We start from the raw sequence: 19,341 nt of genomic DNA, 5'->3' as shown, positions 1-19,341 counted from the left end.
ACCTACCGGCCTCCTACCGGGCGAAGCTGTCCCCGAAGCGCGCCCCCTTCTCGGGCGCGCCCAGCGCGCGCGGACCGAACGACGTGATGTTGGTCGTGGTCAGGCCCGCCTTGGAGCCGCGCAGGACCCACACCGCGCCCGAGTCCGCGTAGGTGCCGTCCTCATAGGGGGTCGCCACCGCAAGGTCGGCGCGGTTGTTGGCGTTGACGTCGGAGAGGAGCACGCCCCGGCCGAAGTAATCGCTCTTCTCCGAGATGCCGGGGACGCCGGACGTCGACTGGTGGAAGGCCTGGGCGCCCGAGCCGGTGAGGCCTGCCGCGCTGCCCTTGAGCAGGACGATGGCGCCCGCCTCGCGGACCGAGCCGACGTCCTCGCCGGGGACGCCCACGGCGATGTCCGGGTAGCCGTCGCCGGTGACGTCGCCTGCCGCCAGGGAGTAGCCGAACTGGTCCCCGTAGTTGAGCTCGTAGTCACCCCCCTCGCTCACGCCGGGGACGCCCGCCGTGTCCTGGGTGATCTTCGCCGTCCGGGTGGAGGGGCCGGATGCCGAGCCGTAGACGACGCGGATCGCGCCCGCGTCGTAGGAACGGGCCTCGGAGACCTGGTCGACCTGGAGGGCCATGAAGTCGCCGTAGCCGTCCTTGTTCACATCGGCGATGACCCCGCCGACCGTGTAGTAGCCGGTGGTCTTGTAGGTGTGGCTGAGGCCGTCCTTCCCGCCTGCCCAGAAGCGGGACTTGTACTGCATCTCCTCGAAGCTGTGGGTCGTGACCATGTCGTCGACGCCGTCACCCGTCATGTCGCCCACAGCGATGGCCCGGGGGTCCACCTCTTCGTCGAAGGGAAGGGTGTCCGTGGAGGCGGGCGCCCCGGTGCGGGAGATGGGGCCGTAGGACACCTGAAGACCGACGTCGCTGTCGGTCACCAGGTCGCCGTAGCCGTCGCCGTTGAAGTCGCCCGCGGCAAGTCTGGAGGAGGGTGTGGTCAGTACGGTGCCGCCGCTGAGGCCGCTCGCGGAGCCCCAGAGCACAACCGGGGTGGAGTAGTGGCCCACGACGAGGTCGGTGTAGCCGTCCCCGTCGAGGTCGCGAGCGGCCGTGCTGCGGCCGAAGGTGTCGTACTCCGAGACATCCCCCGGCACGCCCGCGGTCGCGCGGGTGATCAGCTGGGGGTGCGCGGTGTCGGCGCCTGCCGACGAGCCGTACACGACCGAGACGTAGCCGGCCTGGGGCATGCCGGAGACGGTGCCGTTGGGCGCGGAGACGGCGAGGTCCGCGTATCCGTCGCCGTTGAAGTCGACGACGGGTGTCGCCCCGGTGGTGGTCGCGACGGCCGGTGCGGCGAGAGCGCCTGACACCACGCAGGGAGCGGCGAGCAGGGCGGCCACGGCGGCGACGGCCCGGCGGCGGGAGGGTTGGGACATCGGCGTCTTCTCCATTACGTCGCTTCGCCGGCAGCCACAGCACGTGTGCGCACCGGCAGTTGGGTCTGTGTACGGCAGTCGTTCACCTTGACCGTCAAGTCCGGCAAATGGTTGTGGTGCTCGCGCCAACCAGGCCCCATACGTTCAGAAATGATCCTTGGACGACGCTCCACCCACCGAAGTGATCAGCTCGGTGACGTTCCGGATATCGATCAGGGCCCTGAACCGGCCATTCCTGTTCGATTACAGTGCTGCGCAGTCAGCCGTACGGGGGGCAGGAAGGAGGGCCCGGTGAGCGCAGTAGCCGGTGCCGTCTGGGGCCGTGCCGAACAGCAGGACTTCCGCAGCCGGGTCCGCGGCACGCTCCTCGGTGTCGCCGTCGGCGATGCCCTGGGCGCCCCCGTCGCGCCCCTCTCGATCGAGGAGATCCGCGCCGAGCACGGCACGGAAGGCCTCACCGATCTCGCCCCCGCACACGGCCGACGCGGCGCCGTCACCGCGACGACCCAGCTCACCCTCTTCACCGTGGACGGGCTCATACGCGCCCAGGTCCGGCGCGACACCGGAGCCTGGCACCCGCCGACCGACCTGCATCGCGCCTACCGCCGCTGGACGGCCACGCAGACCGACTGGGGTCCCGACGAGCGCCGCAAGGACGACGGCTGGCTCGCCCGCGAGGAGTGGCTCTACGCCCGCCGCGACCCGTCCCGCGCCTGCCTCACCGGATTCGGCGACGACATCATGGGGACCGTCGAAACCCCGAAGAACCCCGAGGAACAGGGCGTCGGGGCCGCCCTCCGCTCCGCGCCCTTCGGCCTGCTCGTCGGCTGGGAACCGGGACTCGTCGCGCAGCTCGCCGTCGAGTGCGCCGTGCAGACGCACGGCCACCCCGTCGCGTATCTGTCGGCGGGCGCGTACGCGGTGATCGTGCACGCGCTGGCCCGCGGTGAGAGCCTCGACGCCGCCGTACAGCGCGCCCTCTCCCTGCTCGCCGCCCGCCCGGGCCACCAGCCCGTCACGGACGGCCTGCAGCACGCGCTGGGCGCGGTGCGGCAGGGCATGCCCACGCCCGCGCGTGTGGAGGAGCTGGCCGGGTCGCCCGGTACGGCGGACGGGCCGCTCGCGGCCGCCGTGTACTGCGCCCTCGTCGCCGAGGACATACGCCATGGGCTGTGCCTGGCCGTCAACCACGGTGGCGACTCGGGCGCCGTGGGCGCGCTCACCGGCGCGCTGCTCGGCGCCCTGCACGGCGAGACGGCCCTCCCACCCGGCTGGCTCGCCGAGCTGGAGGGCCGTCCCACGCTTCTCGAACTCGCCGACGACTTCGCGATGGAGATGACCCAGGGGCCCGCTCTCCACGGGCCGGCCGGGTCGTCTCCGGGGTGGCTGGCGCGGTATCCGCGCGGCTGACCACGCGAACGCGCACCCCTCACGCGAAACCGAAACCCGCACCCTTCACGCGAACCGGCAGTCCCTCATTCCTTCGCCGGCGCCCGCATCGTGTCCTCCATCGGACCCGCCGGCGCCGGAACCGCCGCGGCCGCCGAGTCGCCGTCCGTATTGATGCGGTCGATGATCGCGACGCGCTTCGGGGTGTCCTCGGGCTTCACGAATCCGATCACGATGTACAGGACCAGCGAGATCGCCAGCGGCACGGAGACCTGGTACTGCAGCGGCACACCCTCACGCTGGGAGAAGTCCAGGTTGTAGTTGATGAGGAAGAACGCGAGCAGCCCCGAGGCCCAGCTGGTCAGCGCGGCCGTCGGGCCCGACCTGCGGAACGTCCCCAGCATGCCCAGCATGAGCGGGATGGCGATCGGGCCCATCAGCCCGGCGACCCACTTCACCACCACCGTGATGATGTCCTTGAACGTGGGCGAGTTGATCTGTGTGGCGATCGCCATGGACAGCAGCAGGAACGTGATCGTCGACCAGCGGGCGGCCACCAGCCCCGCCCTCTCGGACCAGGTGCGCGCGCTCTTCGCCAGCGCCGGGGCGATGTCCCGGGTGAAGACCGCGGAGATGGCGTTGGCGTCGGAGGAGCACATGGCCATCGTGTGCGAGAAGAATCCGACGATGACCAGTCCAAGCAGGCCGTGCGGCAGCAGCTGCTCGGTCATCAGGGCATACGCGTCGGAGGCGTCCGGCTTCTCGGCCTTGACCAGCAGCGGGGCGCACCACATCGGGAAGAAGAGGATCAGCGGCCAGACCGCCCACAGGATCGCCGAGAGGATCGCGGACCGGGTCGCCTCACGGGCGGATGCGGTGGCCATGTAGCGCTGGGCCTGGTTCCACATGCCGCCGTTGTACTCGAAGGTCTTGATGAAGGTGATCGCGACGAAGAACGTCACCGTGTACGGACCGGCCGTCGGCTCCGCGTGCCCCTCGGGCAGCTTGTCCCAGATGGTCCAGAAGGTGGAGACGCCGTCCAGCTCCACGAGCACCGCCACCAGCATCGCGATACCGGCGAAGAACTGGATGACGAACTGCCCCATCTCCGTCAGCGCGTCCGCCCACAGGCCGCCGACCGTGCAGTAGATGCCGGTGATGATGCCCGTGATGAAGATGCCCTGCGTGATGGAGATGCCCGTGTAGATGGACAGCAGGGTCGCGATGGCGGCCCACTTGGCACCCACGTCCACGATCTTCAGCAGCACGCCGGACCAGGCGAGCGCCTGCTGGGTCGCGATGTTGTAGCGGTCCTTGAGGTACTCCAGCGGGGAGGCGACCCCCAGGCGGGAGCGCAGCCGGTTCAGCCGGGGCGCGAACAGCCGGGCGCCGATCGCGATGCCGATGGCGATCGGGAAGGACCAGGTGACGAAGGACGTGATGCCGTACTGGTAGGCGATACCGGCGAAGCCGGTGAACATCACCGCGCTGTAGCCCGACATGTGGTGCGAGATGCCGGACAGCCACCAGGGCATCTTCCCGCCGGCCGTGAAGAAGTCGCTGACGCTGTCGACGCGCTTGTGCGACCACAGTCCGATCGCGACCATCACGCCGAAGTAGCCGATGAGCACGACCCAGTCGAGACTGTTCATGTGCCCCCTCCAGGGGTCCGCCTTGTGAACGTTGCGGCTCTTCGTCAGTACGTCCGTTCAGCGGGCGCCCCCGTGCGGGAGTTGGGGACTCGGGGGATTGAACCCCTCTGTGGTGGGCCGGTCAAGACGTCATTTCGGTCATGGACGTGAACGGCAATCAGGAAGCCGAACCATTTTGCCTGTTCTTGACCTCCCGGGGCGTTGTCGTGCACGCGACGGGACCCGGACGATAAGCGGGCGCTTCGTCAGGCGCCGTACAGCTACGAGGGCCCTAGGGCACAGACGTACGACCGCGCGGGATGCGGGTCCCGTGCGGCCGCGAAGGAGGTGGGGCGAACGGCCTCTGCTACCGCATGAGCTCCCCGGCGTTCACGAGCAGCGACTGGCCGGTGATCGCCCGCGCGCGGTCGGACGCCAGGAACACCGCGGCGTCCGCCACATCGCCGTCCGTTGCCAGCTCGGGCAGCGCCATCCTGTCGGTGAGCCGCCGCAGCACCTCGTCCTCCGGCACGCTTTCGGTGAGGGCCGTGAACTGTACGTACGCCTCGACCGGCGGGCCCCACATCCATCCCGGCAGCACCGTGTTGACCCTGATCCGATGCGGGCCGAGCTCGCGCGCCAGCGAGTACATCGCCGACGTCAACGCACCCTTGGACGCCGCGTACGCCGCCTGCCGCACCTGCGACGGGGCGGCCACCGACGACTGCGTACCGATGATGACGACCGACCCACCGCGCTCCTTCAGACCCGGCAGGCAGGCCCGGGTCATCCGCAGCGTCCCCAGCAGGTTCACGTCCAGGACCTCCTGCCAGGTGGCGAAGTCGGCGTCCTCAAGCCCGCCGAAGTAGCTGTCCCAGGCGGCGACGTGGACCACCGCGTCGATCCGCCCGAACCGCTCCCGCGCCAGCGCCGCGAGCGCCCCGCACCCGGCCTCGTCCCTGATGTCGGTCGGCAGATACGCCGTATGGACGCCGTCCGGGTCTATCTCGGCGGCGGACTTGGCGAGACGCGCCTCGGTGCGCGCCCCGAGCACGGCATTGCCCCCGTCGCGTACGACGGCCGCGGCGACGCGATGCCCGAGCCCGGCGCCGACTCCCGAGACGATGACGGTCTTCCCTTCAAGCAGCACGTGCGCCTCCGGGGGCTGGTGGATTTTCTGACGGAGCGTCAGAGTGGGCGGGGGTCACGTTAGGGGCGTTCGGCGGAGGAAGGAAGGGGAGCGTTCATGAGCGAGGAGTCAGCCGCAGGGACCACTGCGGAAGCCCGCGCGGAGGCGGTCGTGAAGTCCCGCGACGCGGAGACAGTAGTGAAGTCCCTCGACGCGCAGGCGGCCGCGGGGTCGTCCGCGGAATCGGCGGTGGACACCCGCAGTGAGGTCTACGCGGAGCTGGCCGGCGTAGGGCCCTACGGCGTGCATCCCGGCCACGCCCTGATCACCATGGTGGAACCGCACCCCGGGCATGAGTACGCCTACAACCGCTGGTACGAGGACGACCACTACTACGCGGGCGCGATGGCGATGCCCTGGATGTACGCCGGACGGCGCTGGGTCGCCACGCGTGATCTACAACTGCTGCGCTACCCGGAGAAGTCGGCGGTCGCGGAGCCGGTGACGGCGGGCTGCTACATCTCGGTGTACTGGGTCACCGAAGGCCGCTACGACGAGCACATGAAGTGGACCGTCGGCATCAACAAGCGGCTGAACAGGGACGGCCGGGTCTACCGGGAGCGCACGCACGTCTTCACCGCGTTCCAGGACCACGAGGCGACGGTCTACCGGGACGGGGCGGCCGGCCCGCGTGACTTCCATGCGCTCGACCATCCGTATGCCGGGCTGGTCGTCGAGGTCATCGACGCGGAAGGGCCGGTCCAGCGGGCGGAGTTGCTGGAGTGGCTGCTGTCGCGCCATCTGCCGAGCCGGTTGGCGGGCTCGCCGGCCGCGATGGTGACCGTCTTCCGGCCGACGCCGCTGCCGGGCGACCGGATGACGTATGTGAAGCAGGTCGAGGGCGTCGACAGGCGCCTGACGCTGCTGTGGTTCCTGGAGGCGGACCCGAGGGAGTGCTGGGAGGAGCACTTCGGAGGGCTGGACGCGCAGGTGGCCGAATCGGGCCTGGGCCGGGTCGAATTGGTGGCCCCGTTCATTCCTACGGTGCCTGGGACGGATTTGTACGTGGATCGGCTGCGCTGATCAGAGGGTGTCCAAAAAGGGGAGCGCCCCCTCGGCCGGGACGGCGGGCCAGTCGAGAGGGCTGTCGGGTGGTGCTTGTGCAGTTGTCGGTTGTGCTAGTCGTGCAGTGTGTGTGGTGCATCAGGCGAGGTCGAAGGCTCCCCGGCTCACCTCGGAAACGAACGCGTTCCAGGAGTCAGGCGCGAAGCCGAGGGCGGGGCCATCGGTGATCTTCGAGTCCCGCACGGCGATCGCGTGCAGAACTGGGGACTTGACCTCGACGCATGCGCCGTTTCCTGTGGAGTACGAGGACTTGACCCACGTATCCGTGGCGCCCTGCTGAATTGCCATGTTTGCTCCGGTTTACCCAGTTGTCGAGTTGCTGCCGCAGTGCAGTGTGGATGCTGGTGGTGGCCAACGCCCTCTGTACTGCTCGGTGTGCGCCAACGCTCTTGCTCTTTGGCGTGATCGACGCTACTCGCCAACATCCCCGGGCGACGCTGCCATTCACTCGACCGGATGGCATATTCCATCTGAGACTTCCGCCCTGATGTGGCGAAGGTGTACTGTGCGGCACCTTCCCGGTTCGGGCGGATCCATGTCCCGTTCGGGGCTCTTGGACGCTTTTCGTTCAGCGGGCGTATTCCTTGGCGATGTCCGCGATGAAGTTCCGCGACTGCTCCACGTTCAGCGCCTGCGCCCGCAGATGCTCGTACATGACGCTGTACTTGTGGACGTCGTTCGCCTTCTCCAGGTAGAGGTCGCTGGTGACGCCCTCGATGTAGACCACGCTCGAATCGGCCGCGTCGGGGAACTCAAGGATCGCGTACTGGCCGTTGAGTCCCGGGTGGGCGCCCATGTCGAACGGGATGACCTGCACCGTGACATGCGGCAGTTGGGACTGCTCCACCAGGTGCTCGAGCTGGTCGCGCATCACGTTGCGGCTGCCGACGACCCGGCGCAGCGCCGCCTCGTCCAGCACGGTCCACAGCCGCAGCGGATTGCTGGGCGCCGAGATCCGCTCCTGGCGGCGCATCCGCACCTGGACGCGCTTGTCGATGTCGGTCGGCGCGGTCTCCGGCAGTGCGCCGGCGATCAGCGACTCCGCGTACGGGCGTGTCTGCAGCAGGCCCGGCACGACCTGCGGGTCGTACACACGCAGGGACGCCGCGTCGGTCTCCAGGCCGATGTAGACGCTGTACGGGATGTCGCCGAAGGAGTGCCACCAGCCCTGCTGGCGCGAGTCCTTGGCCATCTGCATCAGCGAGTCGACTATGCGGTGGTCCTCGACCTCGTACACACCGCAGAGGTCACGGACGTCGCGCTGGCTGATGGAGCGGCGGCCGTTCTCGAGGCGGCTGATCTTCGACTGCGAGACCAGCAGCCGCTCCGCCACCTCCTCGGCGGTCATGCCCTTCTGTTCTCGGAGCCGGCGCAGCTCCTGGCCCAGTCGGCGTCGCCTGACGGTGGGATTGACATTGGACGCCACGGGACGTGCACCTCCGGCTGCGGGCCTGTCAACTTTGCGTATCTGGTGCTCAGCAGATTGCCACCAACGGGCTTCCTACCGCTGGGAAACGGCGGATATGCGGCGCATACGCGTCCGTTGTACGGGCTGGCGGTATGCGCGTCGGCTCTGTGGGAGCCCCCTGGCGGTGATGGGGCCGTGAAAAGCGGCCGCGCGGGGCAGCGCGCCGAGTCGTCGTCCTGACGTCCGGCGTCACTGCCCCGCGCGGTCCAGCGGCTCCCGAACCGGGTCTGGGGACTGCGGTGCGGCGCTGGTGCGGGTGGTGCGGTGTTGCTGGTGCGGCTGTTGCCGTGCCGCGGTGGTGCGGGTGGTGCTGCTCAGTGGGCCACGGCGCGTGCCATGGACCCGCGGTGCGGCTGCATCGGAACCCTGCCGGGTTCCGGTGCCCTGCCGCCCGGGCGGCCGCCGGCGGCCGCAGCCCGGCGGGGCTGCGCCCCGACACCGTTCTGGACGTCCATCACGGCGTGCGCCACGAGGCCGCCCATCGGGTCGTGCCTGATGAGGTCCCGGAGCCGGGAGCGCGACGAGCGCCCCTCGTTCCCGGGGTAGAGGTGCTTGCCGAGTCCGACCGCGTGGGCCAGCGCGGCGAGCGCCGCGGTCCGTGGGTCCGGCGGCACGCCGGTACGGATCGCCGAGTCCAGCCGGGCCTTGATCTCCCGGCTGATTGCCGTGTCCGTCGCCTGGTAGCGAGTCGTCGGCAGCACCCCGCACATCTGGCCCGCCACGGCATGCACCATGCCGCATCGCTCCAGATGCGAGAGATACGTCTGGCGCAGCCCCAGGCGGGGCCCGCCGATCCAGTGGACGGCCCGAACCGGAGCGCCACGCCTGCGCAGCAACTCCAGTGCGGAGTCCAGTGTCGGATCTCCTGTCGGCCGTGGTACCACCACGGCGATACGATCCCCGTCTGGGGCTATACGTCCGGCCAGCGCCAGCTCCACTAGCTGTGCTCCGGCCAGACCGAGGTCGAGCGACTGCGGCTGCGCTGTGGTACCCGTGGCCGGGTCCAGAGCGAGAAGCAGTAGCTCCTCCGGAATAGTTCTGCGGCTCCTGCCCATCCATGCCTCCCCGCGTGGATGAATGACAGGGTGACCCCTCTCACAATGGTCTGTCGAGGGTGCGTGACCGGTTCGTAAGGGAACCGGTAGGTATGTCGTTCTCGTCTAGCACCAGGGCCAAGCCCTCACACAGGACACTGGTACATGGTTCGGACAGCGAGTTCGGCGACGGAGCGGTTGGGCGCTGGGCGTATGAAGGAGGCATCGGTGGCGGGCGAGTCCCCCGACAGGTCGAAGCAGCAGAAGTCGTCTGGGGACCCGGCCGCGGCGCCGGTTCCGGCGCCGTCCTCGGGGGACCGCGACCCGCGGCTCGCGGTCGCCCGCGAGGTTTCGATCCGCGTCGATCAGCCGACGGCGGTCTTCGCGACGCGGACACGCGGGGAGGCGTCGTCCGCGACGGAGAGGGCGGAGGCGGCGGCGTCTTCGAACACGAAGACGCCGACCGATGCTGAAGCGGTTGCCCCGGGGGCCTCGGAGGACACTGCAGGGTCTTCCGGGTCTTCCGGGTCTTCCGGGTCTGCCGGGCTGAGCTCCGAGGGCGGCGAGGGTGCTGAGGGCTCCCGCGGCGCCGGGGGTGTTGGGGGCTCCGAGGGGTCCCGCGGTTCCGGGAGGGCCGGGGACTCTGAGGGGTCCCGCGGAGCTGGGAGCGGCGGGGACACCGAGGGGGAGACTGCGGCTGCTGCCGTCGAGGCCGCCGGCGACGCCCGGCTGCGTGCGGCCGTCGCCGCGTGGGTGACGGGCACGGACGCCGAGGAGGCCAAGGCGGCCGCGGCGACCGAGGCGACGGGGGAGACCGAGGACTCCGCCGGAACGGCCACCGGTTCCGACGTTGCTGATGCGGAGACGGCGGAGGACGCGGCTGACGGTGGTCGCCCGCCGTCCGGCGACGTTGCTCCGGCTACCGGGAGCGGGGACGCGCCGGATGCGGACGTGGACTCGAGCGAGAGCGATAGCGAGAGCGCGGGCTTGGGCGCGGGTGCCGAGGGCTCGGGCTCTGACTCGGCTTCGGATTCGAGCCCGGAAACGGCTTCGGCTTCCGGTTCGGGCGCTGCCGCGAACGTGGTTCCGGACTCCGACTCGGGGTCCGGCGACGGCTCCGCCTCCGACTCGGATGTGGCTCTCGAGGCGGGTGCGCCGGCCGACCAGGCCCGGCCCGCGGCGCAGACCGCCGAAGAGCGCGGGTCCGCGCCGGGCGCGGACGGTACGGTCAACGGCGTGGCCCACGCGGCCGACGCCGACGCAGGGCCGAAGAACTCCGCGGCTGACGCCGGTTCACGGGCTGACGGCGGCTCCGACACTGACGCCGACGCGCGCGTGGAATCTCCTTCCGACACAGACGCCGACGCCCGCGCCGAAGCCGACGCGGACGCCGACGCCGACTCGGGGCCTGGCGGCGGCCCGGACGCCATGCGTGACTCCGAGGGGGACGGCGGCTCAGGCGCCGACCCCGACTCCGTGAGCGACGGCGGCTCCGACGCCGACCCCGGCCCCGAGCGTGACAGCGCCTCCGACCCCGCCCCCAACCCCGCGGACGACGCCCCGTCCCGCTCCAGCGTTCCTTCCGACGCCGACGCCGACGCCGACGCCGACGCCGACGCCGACGCCGGCGACCGTGATTCCTCCGGGCCCGCCGTCGATCAGGCCACCGCCGTGTTCAAGGCCGTCCGGCCTGCTGTCGATCAGCCGACGACCATGCTGAAGATCGGCGGGACGAAGCCCGGCGAGAAGGCGCCTGAGGACCGCGCCGCCGAGCGGAGCAGCGACGCGCAGCAGGCCGATGGGGTGCAGGACGACCGTAAGGGCGGCGACTCCGGGGGCGACTCCGGGAGTGGGGAGCCGGCGCGCGGTGCCGGGCGCACGGGCGAGTCCGATGGCGAGCGGACCAGCAAGTTCGTGGCGTTGAAGCCGCTCGACGAGCCCGCGGCGCCGAACAGGCCCGCCGGGGACAAGCCCGTGGCTTCCCCGGCCGACGCCTCGTCCCCTGCCGCGCCCGGTGGCACCGCCGCTGGACCTGGTGCCAACGCCCCCACGGCTCCCGGTGCCTCCACATCGTCCGGCGAACCCGCCGCTGGATCCGCGGCATCCGCCCCCGCTGGATCCGCGGCACCCGCCGCCCCGGCTCCGGCAGGTTCCGGGAACGTCGGTCCCGAGCGGACCGCGCAGCAGCCCCTGCCGCCCAAGCCGCCGCTCGATCTGCTGGCCGAGCTGACGAACACGCCGCCGCCCCCGGACACCCCGGTGCGGACCATCGTGCGCCGGATCAAGATCTGGACGCCGCTGGTGGTGCTGCTCGCCATCGTGTTCGCGGTCGTCCAGGCCGTGCGCCCGCTGCCGACGCCGACGCTCGCGCTGACGGCCGAGTCGGAGTACGCCTTCGAGGGCGGCAAGGTGTCGCTGCCGTGGCCCCAGGAGGGCCAGGGCTGGATGGACGTCACGGGCCTCGGGACCATGGACCGTTTCGGCGAGCAGAAGCCCGTACCGATCGGCTCCGTGGCCAAGGCCATGACCGCGTACGTCGTGCTGCAGGAGCACCCGCTCAAGGCCGGCGCGAACGGATCGTCGATCACCGTCGACGCGCTGGCCGAGAAGGAGGGCGGCTACGACGCCGACGGCGAGTCGACGCTCAACACCGTCAAGGAGGGCGACAAGCTCTCCGAGAAGGACGCCCTCGCGGCCATCATGATTCCGTCTGCGAACAACATCGCGCGGCTGCTGGCCCGTTGGGACGCCGGTTCGGAGGAGGCGTTCGTCAAGAAGATGAACGACGCCGCCAAGAAGCTCGGGATGACCAACACCACGTACACCGACCCCTCCGGGCTGAAGGAGACCACCGTCTCCACCGCCGAGGACCAGGTGAAGCTCGGCAACGAGCTGGTGAAGATCAAGGCGCTGACGGACATCACCAAGCTGCCCACCTGGAAGGACCCTTCGGGCCGGACCTGGCAGAACTACAACCGCCTGGTGCCGTACGACAACGCGATCGGCATCAAGACCGGCTCGACCACCAAGGCCGGCGGCAACCTCCTGTTCGCCGCCACCAAGGAGGTCGGCGGGGAGACGGTGACCGTCGTCGGCGCGGTGCTCGGCCAGCACACGCCGCCGATCATCGACACCGTCAACGCGGTCAGCAAGACGGCGATGCTCGCGGCCCAGGGCGCCCTGAAGGGGCAGACGATCCTGAAGAAGGGCGACGTCGTCGGGTACGTGGACGACGGTCTCGGCGGGCGGACTCCGGTCGTCGTCACGCAGGACGTGTCCGCGGTCGGCTGGGCCGGGCTCACGGTGCAGCTGGATCTCGGCGACGACGGTACGACGATCCCGCACACGGCGAAGGCCGGCACCAAGGTCGGTGTGCTGAGCGTCGGCGACGGCACGGGCAGCGCGGTCGAGGTCCCGATCGCACTCCAGGACGAGCTCAAGGAGCCCGACTTCGGCGCCAAGGTCACCCGACTGGGCTGACCCCGCAGACGTCCGGGCTGATCCCGCAGCCGTCCGGGCGACCGTGCAGCCGTCCCGGCTCCCGTCGCCCCTGGCCGATGTTCCCGGGTTGACCTCGAGCTGTCCGTGAGGTGACCTGGGACTGTCCCCCGGCTGAACCGGCACCCGTCCGATCCGCACCACCCGTGGGCGTCCTCCAGGGCGCCCACGGGTGGCCCTCGTGCTAGCGTCGCGGGGATCGGGGCGGGTGCCGGGGCTTGCCCGGGGCGGATGGACCCCGGGGCCCCGAACGAGAACTACACACGTACGGGGAGTGTCCTGAGTGGCCACTGCGGAGCCGACGCGGGCCGACGACGCCGAGCCGGGTAAGGGAAAGGGCGTGCGAATAGCACTGCCCGAACAGCGGCACGAGCAGCGCACCAGACACGCCCAGATATCCCCATCACCCCAATTGCCCAGAGCGCCGGGGGCGTCGCGGACGCCGCGGTCGCCGCGGAAGCAGCGGACGCCTGCCGGAGGCAGCGGACGGCCGCCCGGCCGCCTCGGGCTCCTGCCGCTCCTCCCGCTCCTCCGTCACCCGGTCACCTGGGTGACCGCCCTCGCCGCCGTCGTGCACCTCGTATGGTTCTTCACCTTCGCGAACAGCGGGGGCGATCTCGCGGCCCAGGACGCCTGGGCCGAGTTCGTCGGGCGGAACCCCGACTCCGCGTACAACCTCGCCTGGTACGGCGGGATGCACCCCGTGTCGTACAGCGTCGTGTCGCCGTATCTGATGTCCGTGCTCGGTGTGCGGACGACGATGATGATCGCCGGCACCGTCTCCGCCGGTCTGATCACGCTCATACTGGTCCGCAGCCCCGCCGTGCGGCGGCCGCTGTGGCCCGCGTTCGGCGGGGTCGTCGCGCTGCTGTGCAACGCGGCGTCGGGCCGTGTGACCTACGGTCTAGGCACGATGTTCGGGCTCGCGGCGGTCGCCGCGGTGTTCTGCTGGCCGTACCGCTGGCGCTACAAGCGCTGGGCGAAGGCCGCCGTCGCCGCGCCGCTCGCCGGGCTCGCGACCGCCTCGTCCCCCGTCGCCGGGCTCTTCGTCGGGCTCGTCGCCGTCGCGCTGTTCCTGCAGAAGCGGCGGCCGGGCGCGTACGCGCTGGGGCTCGCGCCGACCGCCGTGGTGGCCCTGTCCTCCTGGCTGTTCCCGTTCTCCGGCACCCAGCCGATGGGGTTCGGGTCGGCTGTGCTGCCGCTGGTGTTCTCGGGCTTCGTCTTCTTCCTCGTACCGAAGGAATGGACGACCGTACGCCTCACGACGGCCGTCTACGCGCTCGCCGTGCTGCTCACCTGGCTGATCAGCTCGCAGATCGGCTCCAACATCACCCGGCTCGCGATGCTGTTCGCCGGGGTGGTGCTGCTCGCAGCGCTGCCGTTCACCGCACCCCGTACGCGCAAGTGGTACGCGATCGTCGTCGCCTTCGCGGGATCCGTCGCCTGGATCGGCTACAAGGCGGTCGACGACGTGGTGCACACGACGCCCGCCGCGTCCTGGGCGCGGGAGCTCGCCCCGCTCGTCAACCAGCTGCAGGTGGTCGGTGCGGAGAAGGGCCGCGTCGAGGTCGTCCCGGCCCGCTCCCACCGCGAGGCCTCCGCGCTCGCGCCGTACGTCAATCTCGCCCGCGGCTGGAACCGGCAGGCGGACATGGAGCGCAACCCGCTCTTCTACGACGACACCCTGAACTCCGCCAACTACCACGAATGGCTGAAGCGCTGGGCCGTCCACTACGTCGTCCTGCCGAAGGACGAGCCCGACGGGCACGGCGGGGAGCGGGAGCGCCAGCTCGTGCAGCGCGGACAGCCCTATCTCGAGGAGGTCTGGGGTGACGCCAACTGGCGGCTGTTCGCCGTCGAGGACCCCACGCCGCTCGCCGAGCCCAACGCGACGGTCGACCGTGCCGAGCAGGGCGAGCTGACCATCGAGGTGAAGCAGGCGGGACGGGTGCTCATCCGCATTCCGTACTCGCCGTGGCTCGGCCTCGTCGACACCGAGGGCAAGAGCGTCGAACCGCCGAAGGAGACGGAGGAGTCCAGGCAGCGCGAGGACGGCACCCCGAAGACGTACCGGAACGTCAACGGCTGTCTGATGGAGACGGAGGAGGACGCGGCCGGCGACAAGTGGACCGAACTCCTCGCCCCGCACCCCGGCGTCTACCGGCTTGCCGCGCCCTACCAGCTGCCTCGGGGGACGCCCTGCCCCGAGGAGCTGCGCTGAGCGGCGGCAGTGCGGCTCCCTAGGCCCTGTCGTCAAACTCCCTCCCCCAGCTAACGCTGGGAGGTGCCCCCTGCCCCGCGACGCCTGGCACGCACTCCCCCAGCTAACGCTGGGAGGTGCCCCCACGCCGCGTTGCCGAAAAGCCCTAGTAGCTCCGCTACGAGGACTTTCCGGCGCCTTGCGATCGCACGCACCAGACGCCGCGGGGCCCGCCCTTCGGGCGGACGGCGGGAGTTTGACGACAGGGCCTAGCCGCTCGGTGACGCGCAGATGGCCTCGGGCGGGCGGGCCGTGCTCAGCGGACCGTCGTCGCCCGCCGATGAGCCGCCCGCCGATGGGCCGGTCGTCGATGGGCGCGTCGCCGCATCCCGCACCGAGTCGAGCCTCTTGAGCAGGTCCTCGAGGTGCTTGTCCGTGGGGTTTCGGAAGTACTCCAGGACGGCGCGGTGGAAGGCGTCCCGCAGCGAGGGCGGCATGACGTCGGAGGCGTCGAAGCAGAGCCAGTTCGTCGGCTCGGTCAGGATGCCGGCGATCTCCCGGCCGATCGGGTCGGTCGGCTGTGGATCGTCCGAGGCGGGAAACAGCGGCTGGGGCTCCGGCTCGGACACCTTCCTGGTCATGTCCCGCCAGAGTCCGCGTGCTGTGCGGTCGGACAGCAGCTCGACCAGTTCCTGCGCGTCGGGGTTGTCGCTGAACACGGCGGCCATGTCGCCCGACACCTCGTACGTGTTCTTGAACTCGTCGGAGCCCTGGAGGAATCGGGCCGACGGTTCGACGCGCACGTCGTCGTCGGCGTACAGGTAGCGGATGAACGCGCTCTGGTGCTCGTGTGTGCAGTCGAGCGAGTTGAGCAGCCCTCGCTTGCCGCCGACCCCGTCGGCCGCGCCCTCGAAGGAGGTCGTGAGGGACTCCTCGACCGCGTCGTCCGTACGGGGCCCGAGCAGGTCGGCCCAGGTCTTCCAGGCCCGCTCCACGGCGTCGTTCTGCCAGCTCAGCCTGCCGGTGGCCCAGTCCGTGTACGTGGTGCGCCCGGCCTGGTGCAGCAGGATGTCCTCGATCCAGTCGGTGCCCGGCCAGCCGGAGGTCGCCTGGGACGCGAGGCCTATGCACCACTTCGGTGCGGAAGTGCCGTCGGACGTGCCCTTCTTGCTCCACACGAGGCTCTTGAGGTCCACCTTCAACGGCACCCAATAGGTGTGAAGCCGGCCCTGCACCCGCAGCGGCCCCGCCCAGGGCGCATAGGCGCGCTCGGCCGCCTTCTCGAGCGGCCTGAGTCTGCCCCTGTGTGCGTACTCGCTCAGTTCACCGATGCTGTTGAGGATCGCCACGTCGGGCGGGGCGTCCGCCTCGAGCTGTGCGACGAGGGTCTCGCGCAGGGAGCTGGTTCCCTCGTACGCGTACGTGTACGCGGTGCCGTCGTCGAGCTGTTTCAGCATCGCTTCGAAGGCCTTGCCCTCCGGGCCCGTCCAGGGGCCGAGAACGACGAGCGTTTCCTTGGCGCCTTGCGCGCAGCCGCCGGAGAGCGCGGCGAGGGCGAACAGGGCGCAGGCCAGGGCGGTACGGAGGAGGGGGCGAGGGCGGCTGCGATGCCGGCGGCGGCTGGGGTGCGGCGGCCGCGGGTGCGGGCGGCGGCTGATGAGGCCGCTCCGGAGATGGCTGATGAGGTCGCTCATGAGGCCGCTCCCGGGCGCACGAGGAGGAGGTACTCGCGGCGGTACGCGTGCAGGGCGCCGCCGATGACGGCCGCGCCGACCAGCCCCACCGGCGTCACGAAGGGCGCCACCCCGTCCAGGAACCCGAAGCGGCCCGCGGCCAGTTCGTCCTTGATCGACGACTCCAGCACGCCGATCGCCCGTGGGCTGGGCTTTCCGGCCCACTGCTCCTCGGCGAGCAGCTCGATATCCGGCGAGGTCTTGTCGGAGAGGCCGTCGGCCGCCGGCACCACCTGCTGCTGCGCGTCGTACGCGAGTACGGCATCGGTCGCGAGCAGGGGCGCCGCCGCCAGCGGCAGCGCGGCCACCACCAGCGGCAGGCTCAGCCGGATCCGGAACCGGTGGCGCAGGAAGACGACTGTCCGGGCCAGCCCGACGGCGAGCAGGACGAAGGCGACAGCCGAGACGGCCAGGGCGGCCAGGACGCCTCCGCCCCATGCCGCGCGCGCCTCGAGCCGGTCGTGCAGTCCTTGCTCCAGGGCGGAGATACGGTCAACGATCGTGGTCGCGGTCGCCGTGGTTCCTGTCGACGGCCGGCATTCCGGGTACGAGGTGCCGTCGGCCTGGCGTGTCTCGCACAGCATGCTCTGGGCGTAGGTGAGTTCGGCCTCGCGCAGTGTGGGGTCGCTGTCCGCCTGGGCCCGGTTGATCCAGCCGCCGTAGTTCACGAGCAGACCCGAGACCACACTCAGTTTCTGCTGTTCGGACACGGTGAGTGCGCCGTGCTGCGCGACCTGGCTCAGGCTCTGCGTGGCCCGGCTCATCCGCGTCCGGTACCGCTCGCTGAGCCCGCTGAGCTCCACCGCGCCGTCCTCGTCCAGCAGGGCCCTGCGCGCCTCGGTCTGAGCGATCTGCAGCGACACCCTGGCGTCGGCCAGATCCACCAGCGCGGGCGCGACATGGTCCCGGAGGTACGCGGAGTCGCCGCGGACGTCGGCGTACGCCCAGCCGAACGCGCCGAAGGCGATCACCGAGAGCAGCGGCAGCGCGATCAACCGGTCCCGCAGATAGGCGCGGTTGCGGCGGCCCGTCGGCGACGGCCACGCGTACCGCCACAGGCGCCTGGCCAGCTCGGCGGCGACGGCTCCGACGGCGGTGCCGCCGGCGCCCACGGCACGTAGACCTCGTAAGGCCCGCTCGGCCTGGTTCCGTGCGCCTGAGCGAAGCCGGTTGGCGGTGCGAAGGCTGTGGCCGGTGTGGAGTTGGTCGCCGGTGCGGAGCCGGTCGCGCGCCTCGCTCACCGGTCCTGCTCCACAGCCGGCAGGACGCTGGTGGTCGCCTGGATGCGAGCCGCCTCGATGTCGAAGCGCTCGATGACGGTGCGGAGCCGGACATCCAGATCGCCCTCGTCACGACTTCGTACGTCGACAAGCTTGCGGAGGTGGTCCTGCATGGCCGTGTCGCCCGTGCGGGTCGCCAGTGCCCAGGAGCGGGCGAAGTGGGCCTCGGCGGCCGCCGTGTCGCCCTCCCGGAGTGCGGTGCAGCCCTGCTCGAAGGTGCGGTGCAGCTCGTCCTCATGGAGGTAGTGGGCGACCCGCGGATCGAGTCTGCTGTACAGATCCGCCTCGTCCGACCAGCGCATCAACACGGCGGCCGGATCCGGGAGTTCCACATCGGCCCCGGCGGGCCCCGCCACGTCGACCTCCACCTCCGTGAGGAACAGCACCTTGCCCAGATGCTCCGGGCGGTACGGAGCGCTGACGCACAGCAGATAGTCGCGCGTCTCCCCGCCCCACGCGCCCGTCGCGTACTCCTCGATCGGGCCGCCCGCCCCCGACTCCACCGCGGCCATGTCGACATACGCCGGCCGCAGCGCGACCCGGGTCGGGTGTACCTGTTCGAAGGAGTGCAGCGTGACGTCCGCCCGGTGGTGCAGGCGCAGCCGCAGCCCGGTGACGTCGCGCTCCGCGGCCCGCGCGGTGAGCGCCGCGAACTCGCCGGAGAGCCGCGCGAGATCACCCACGGCGCTCGCCCGGCCGCCCAGCTCACGGGTGATCAGCAGGAGTTCGTCGGTGTCCCAGGCGTCCCCGATGCCGACGGCGTCGCACGTGAACTCCGACGCACAGTGCTCGACCCGCTCCCGCAGCTCGTCCCGCGATTCGTATCCCGGTTCGTTCCGGCCGTCGGTGAGCAGCAGCGCATGCCGGACGAAGGGGTCGTTGCCGGTGACGTCCGGGAGTTCGCGGAACAGCTGGCGCGCCCTCTCCAGCCAGGTGCCCATCGCCGTGCCACCGCCCGGGGTGCAGGCGTGCAGGGCGATCCGTGCGTCGGCACGTGAGCGGGCGTCCGCGACCGCGAGTCCGAACCGCTGCGGATAGATCATGGCGGCCCGGTCCCGTCCGGCGACGACCGCGAAGTGGGCGCCGTCCGGGATGCGGTCGAGCGCGGCGGCCGCGGCGTCACGGGCGGCGGCCAGCCGGCTCGGCGGGTTGACCATCGAGGAGGAGTGGTCGATGAGCAGCACCTCGGCGAGACGCGGCGCGCCGTCCGGCGTGGGGCGTCCGCCGCCGGGGCGGCGGACGGAGACGGTGATCACCGCGTACATGCGCGCGGCGTCCCGCGCTTCGGGCACGCGCGTCGCGCCTGCGGCGGCCGCGTCCGGGGTGCTTGCGGGGGGCGGGCCTGGGTGTGGGGGGCTTACGGGTGGCGGACCTGAGTCTGGGGCGCTCGTGTGGGGCGGGCGCTCATGTGGCGTGTCTGCGTGGGGCGGG

The 19,341-nt window shown here is 71.0% G+C and carries 14 protein-coding genes; 4 read left to right on the top strand and 10 right to left on the bottom strand.

Annotated elements, in window-relative coordinates; translation table 11 throughout:
- Nucleotides 1-13: 13 nt before the first annotated feature.
- Nucleotides 14-1,423, bottom strand: a complete 1,410-nt coding sequence (locus ACSMXV_RS19560) for an FG-GAP-like repeat-containing protein (RefSeq protein WP_473172664.1) — start codon at nucleotides 1,421-1,423, stop codon at nucleotides 14-16.
- Between the two features lie 291 nt (nucleotides 1,424-1,714).
- Between ACSMXV_RS19560 and ACSMXV_RS19555 the strand changes: the two genes are divergently transcribed.
- On the top strand, nucleotides 1,715-2,833 hold the full coding sequence (locus ACSMXV_RS19555; RefSeq protein ID WP_473172663.1) for an ADP-ribosylglycohydrolase family protein: 1,119 nt from the start codon (nucleotides 1,715-1,717) through the stop codon (nucleotides 2,831-2,833).
- A gap of 65 nt (nucleotides 2,834-2,898) precedes the next feature.
- Here the strand turns inward: ACSMXV_RS19555 and ACSMXV_RS19550 are convergent, their stop codons facing one another.
- Nucleotides 2,899-4,464 (bottom strand): sodium:solute symporter family protein, encoded by a 1,566-nt coding sequence (locus ACSMXV_RS19550; RefSeq protein WP_473172662.1) that lies wholly within the window; start codon nucleotides 4,462-4,464, stop codon nucleotides 2,899-2,901.
- Nucleotides 4,465-4,810: 346 nt separating this feature from the next.
- Nucleotides 4,811-5,593, bottom strand: coding sequence for an SDR family oxidoreductase (locus tag ACSMXV_RS19545; protein ID WP_473172661.1), 783 nt, complete (start codon nucleotides 5,591-5,593; stop codon nucleotides 4,811-4,813).
- 96 nt (nucleotides 5,594-5,689) lie between these two features.
- On the opposite strand from ACSMXV_RS19545, the gene ACSMXV_RS19540 reads away from it, so the two are divergent.
- Entirely contained in the window at nucleotides 5,690-6,655 is a 966-nt protein-coding gene (locus ACSMXV_RS19540; RefSeq protein ID WP_473172660.1) for a hypothetical protein, read from the top strand.
- A gap of 120 nt (nucleotides 6,656-6,775) precedes the next feature.
- Here the strand turns inward: ACSMXV_RS19540 and ACSMXV_RS19535 are convergent, their stop codons facing one another.
- The 4 genes from ACSMXV_RS19535 to ACSMXV_RS19520 all read right to left on the bottom strand — a co-directional run bounded on the left by ACSMXV_RS19535 (nucleotide 6,776) and on the right by ACSMXV_RS19520 (nucleotide 9,702).
- Nucleotides 6,776-6,985 carry a DUF397 domain-containing protein gene (locus ACSMXV_RS19535; RefSeq protein WP_473172659.1) on the bottom strand — a complete coding sequence of 70 codons (210 nt, stop codon included), beginning with the start codon at nucleotides 6,983-6,985 and terminating at the stop codon, nucleotides 6,776-6,778.
- Between the two features lie 280 nt (nucleotides 6,986-7,265).
- Nucleotides 7,266-8,123, bottom strand: coding sequence for a helix-turn-helix domain-containing protein (locus ACSMXV_RS19530; RefSeq protein ID WP_473172658.1), 858 nt, complete (start codon nucleotides 8,121-8,123; stop codon nucleotides 7,266-7,268).
- Nucleotides 8,124-8,479: 356 nt separating this feature from the next.
- A complete protein-coding gene (locus ACSMXV_RS19525; RefSeq protein ID WP_473172657.1) occupies nucleotides 8,480-9,220 on the bottom strand; it encodes a GOLPH3/VPS74 family protein in 741 nt (246 codons plus the stop codon).
- Nucleotides 9,221-9,564: 344 nt separating this feature from the next.
- Nucleotides 9,565-9,702, bottom strand: coding sequence for a hypothetical protein (locus tag ACSMXV_RS19520; protein WP_473172656.1), 138 nt, complete (start codon nucleotides 9,700-9,702; stop codon nucleotides 9,565-9,567).
- A gap of 250 nt (nucleotides 9,703-9,952) precedes the next feature.
- Between ACSMXV_RS19520 and ACSMXV_RS19515 the strand changes: the two genes are divergently transcribed.
- Both ACSMXV_RS19515 and ACSMXV_RS19510 read left to right on the top strand, forming a co-directional pair.
- Complete coding sequence (locus ACSMXV_RS19515; RefSeq protein ID WP_473172655.1) at nucleotides 9,953-12,679, top strand: D-alanyl-D-alanine carboxypeptidase; 2,727 nt, start codon at nucleotides 9,953-9,955, stop codon at nucleotides 12,677-12,679.
- Between the two features lie 301 nt (nucleotides 12,680-12,980).
- The gene (locus ACSMXV_RS19510) at nucleotides 12,981-14,918 is read left to right on the top strand and encodes an MFS transporter (protein WP_473172654.1); all 1,938 of its coding nucleotides are present in this window, start codon (nucleotides 12,981-12,983) and stop codon (nucleotides 14,916-14,918) included.
- 248 nt (nucleotides 14,919-15,166) lie between these two features.
- Here ACSMXV_RS19510 and ACSMXV_RS19505 read toward each other — a convergent pair whose 3' ends face one another.
- The 3 genes from ACSMXV_RS19505 to ACSMXV_RS19495 are packed head-to-tail and all read right to left on the bottom strand — an operon-like array spanning nucleotide 15,167 to nucleotide 19,202.
- The gene (locus ACSMXV_RS19505; protein WP_473172653.1) at nucleotides 15,167-16,591 is read right to left on the bottom strand and encodes an alpha-glucoside ABC transporter substrate-binding protein; all 1,425 of its coding nucleotides are present in this window, start codon (nucleotides 16,589-16,591) and stop codon (nucleotides 15,167-15,169) included.
- Nucleotides 16,588-17,871, bottom strand: a complete 1,284-nt coding sequence (locus ACSMXV_RS19500) for a hypothetical protein (RefSeq protein WP_473172652.1) — start codon at nucleotides 17,869-17,871, stop codon at nucleotides 16,588-16,590. Before ACSMXV_RS19500 ends, ACSMXV_RS19505 begins: the two co-directional genes overlap by 4 nt.
- A complete protein-coding gene (locus ACSMXV_RS19495) occupies nucleotides 17,868-19,202 on the bottom strand; it encodes a VWA domain-containing protein (protein ID WP_473172651.1) in 1,335 nt (444 codons plus the stop codon). The genes ACSMXV_RS19500 and ACSMXV_RS19495 overlap by 4 nt, the downstream gene beginning before the upstream one ends.
- Nucleotides 19,203-19,341: the final 139 nt, after the last annotated feature.

The sequence above is a fragment of the Streptomyces sp. DSM 42067 genome, from assembly GCF_055792885.1.
This window is presented reverse-complemented; position numbering and strand designations above follow the sequence as displayed.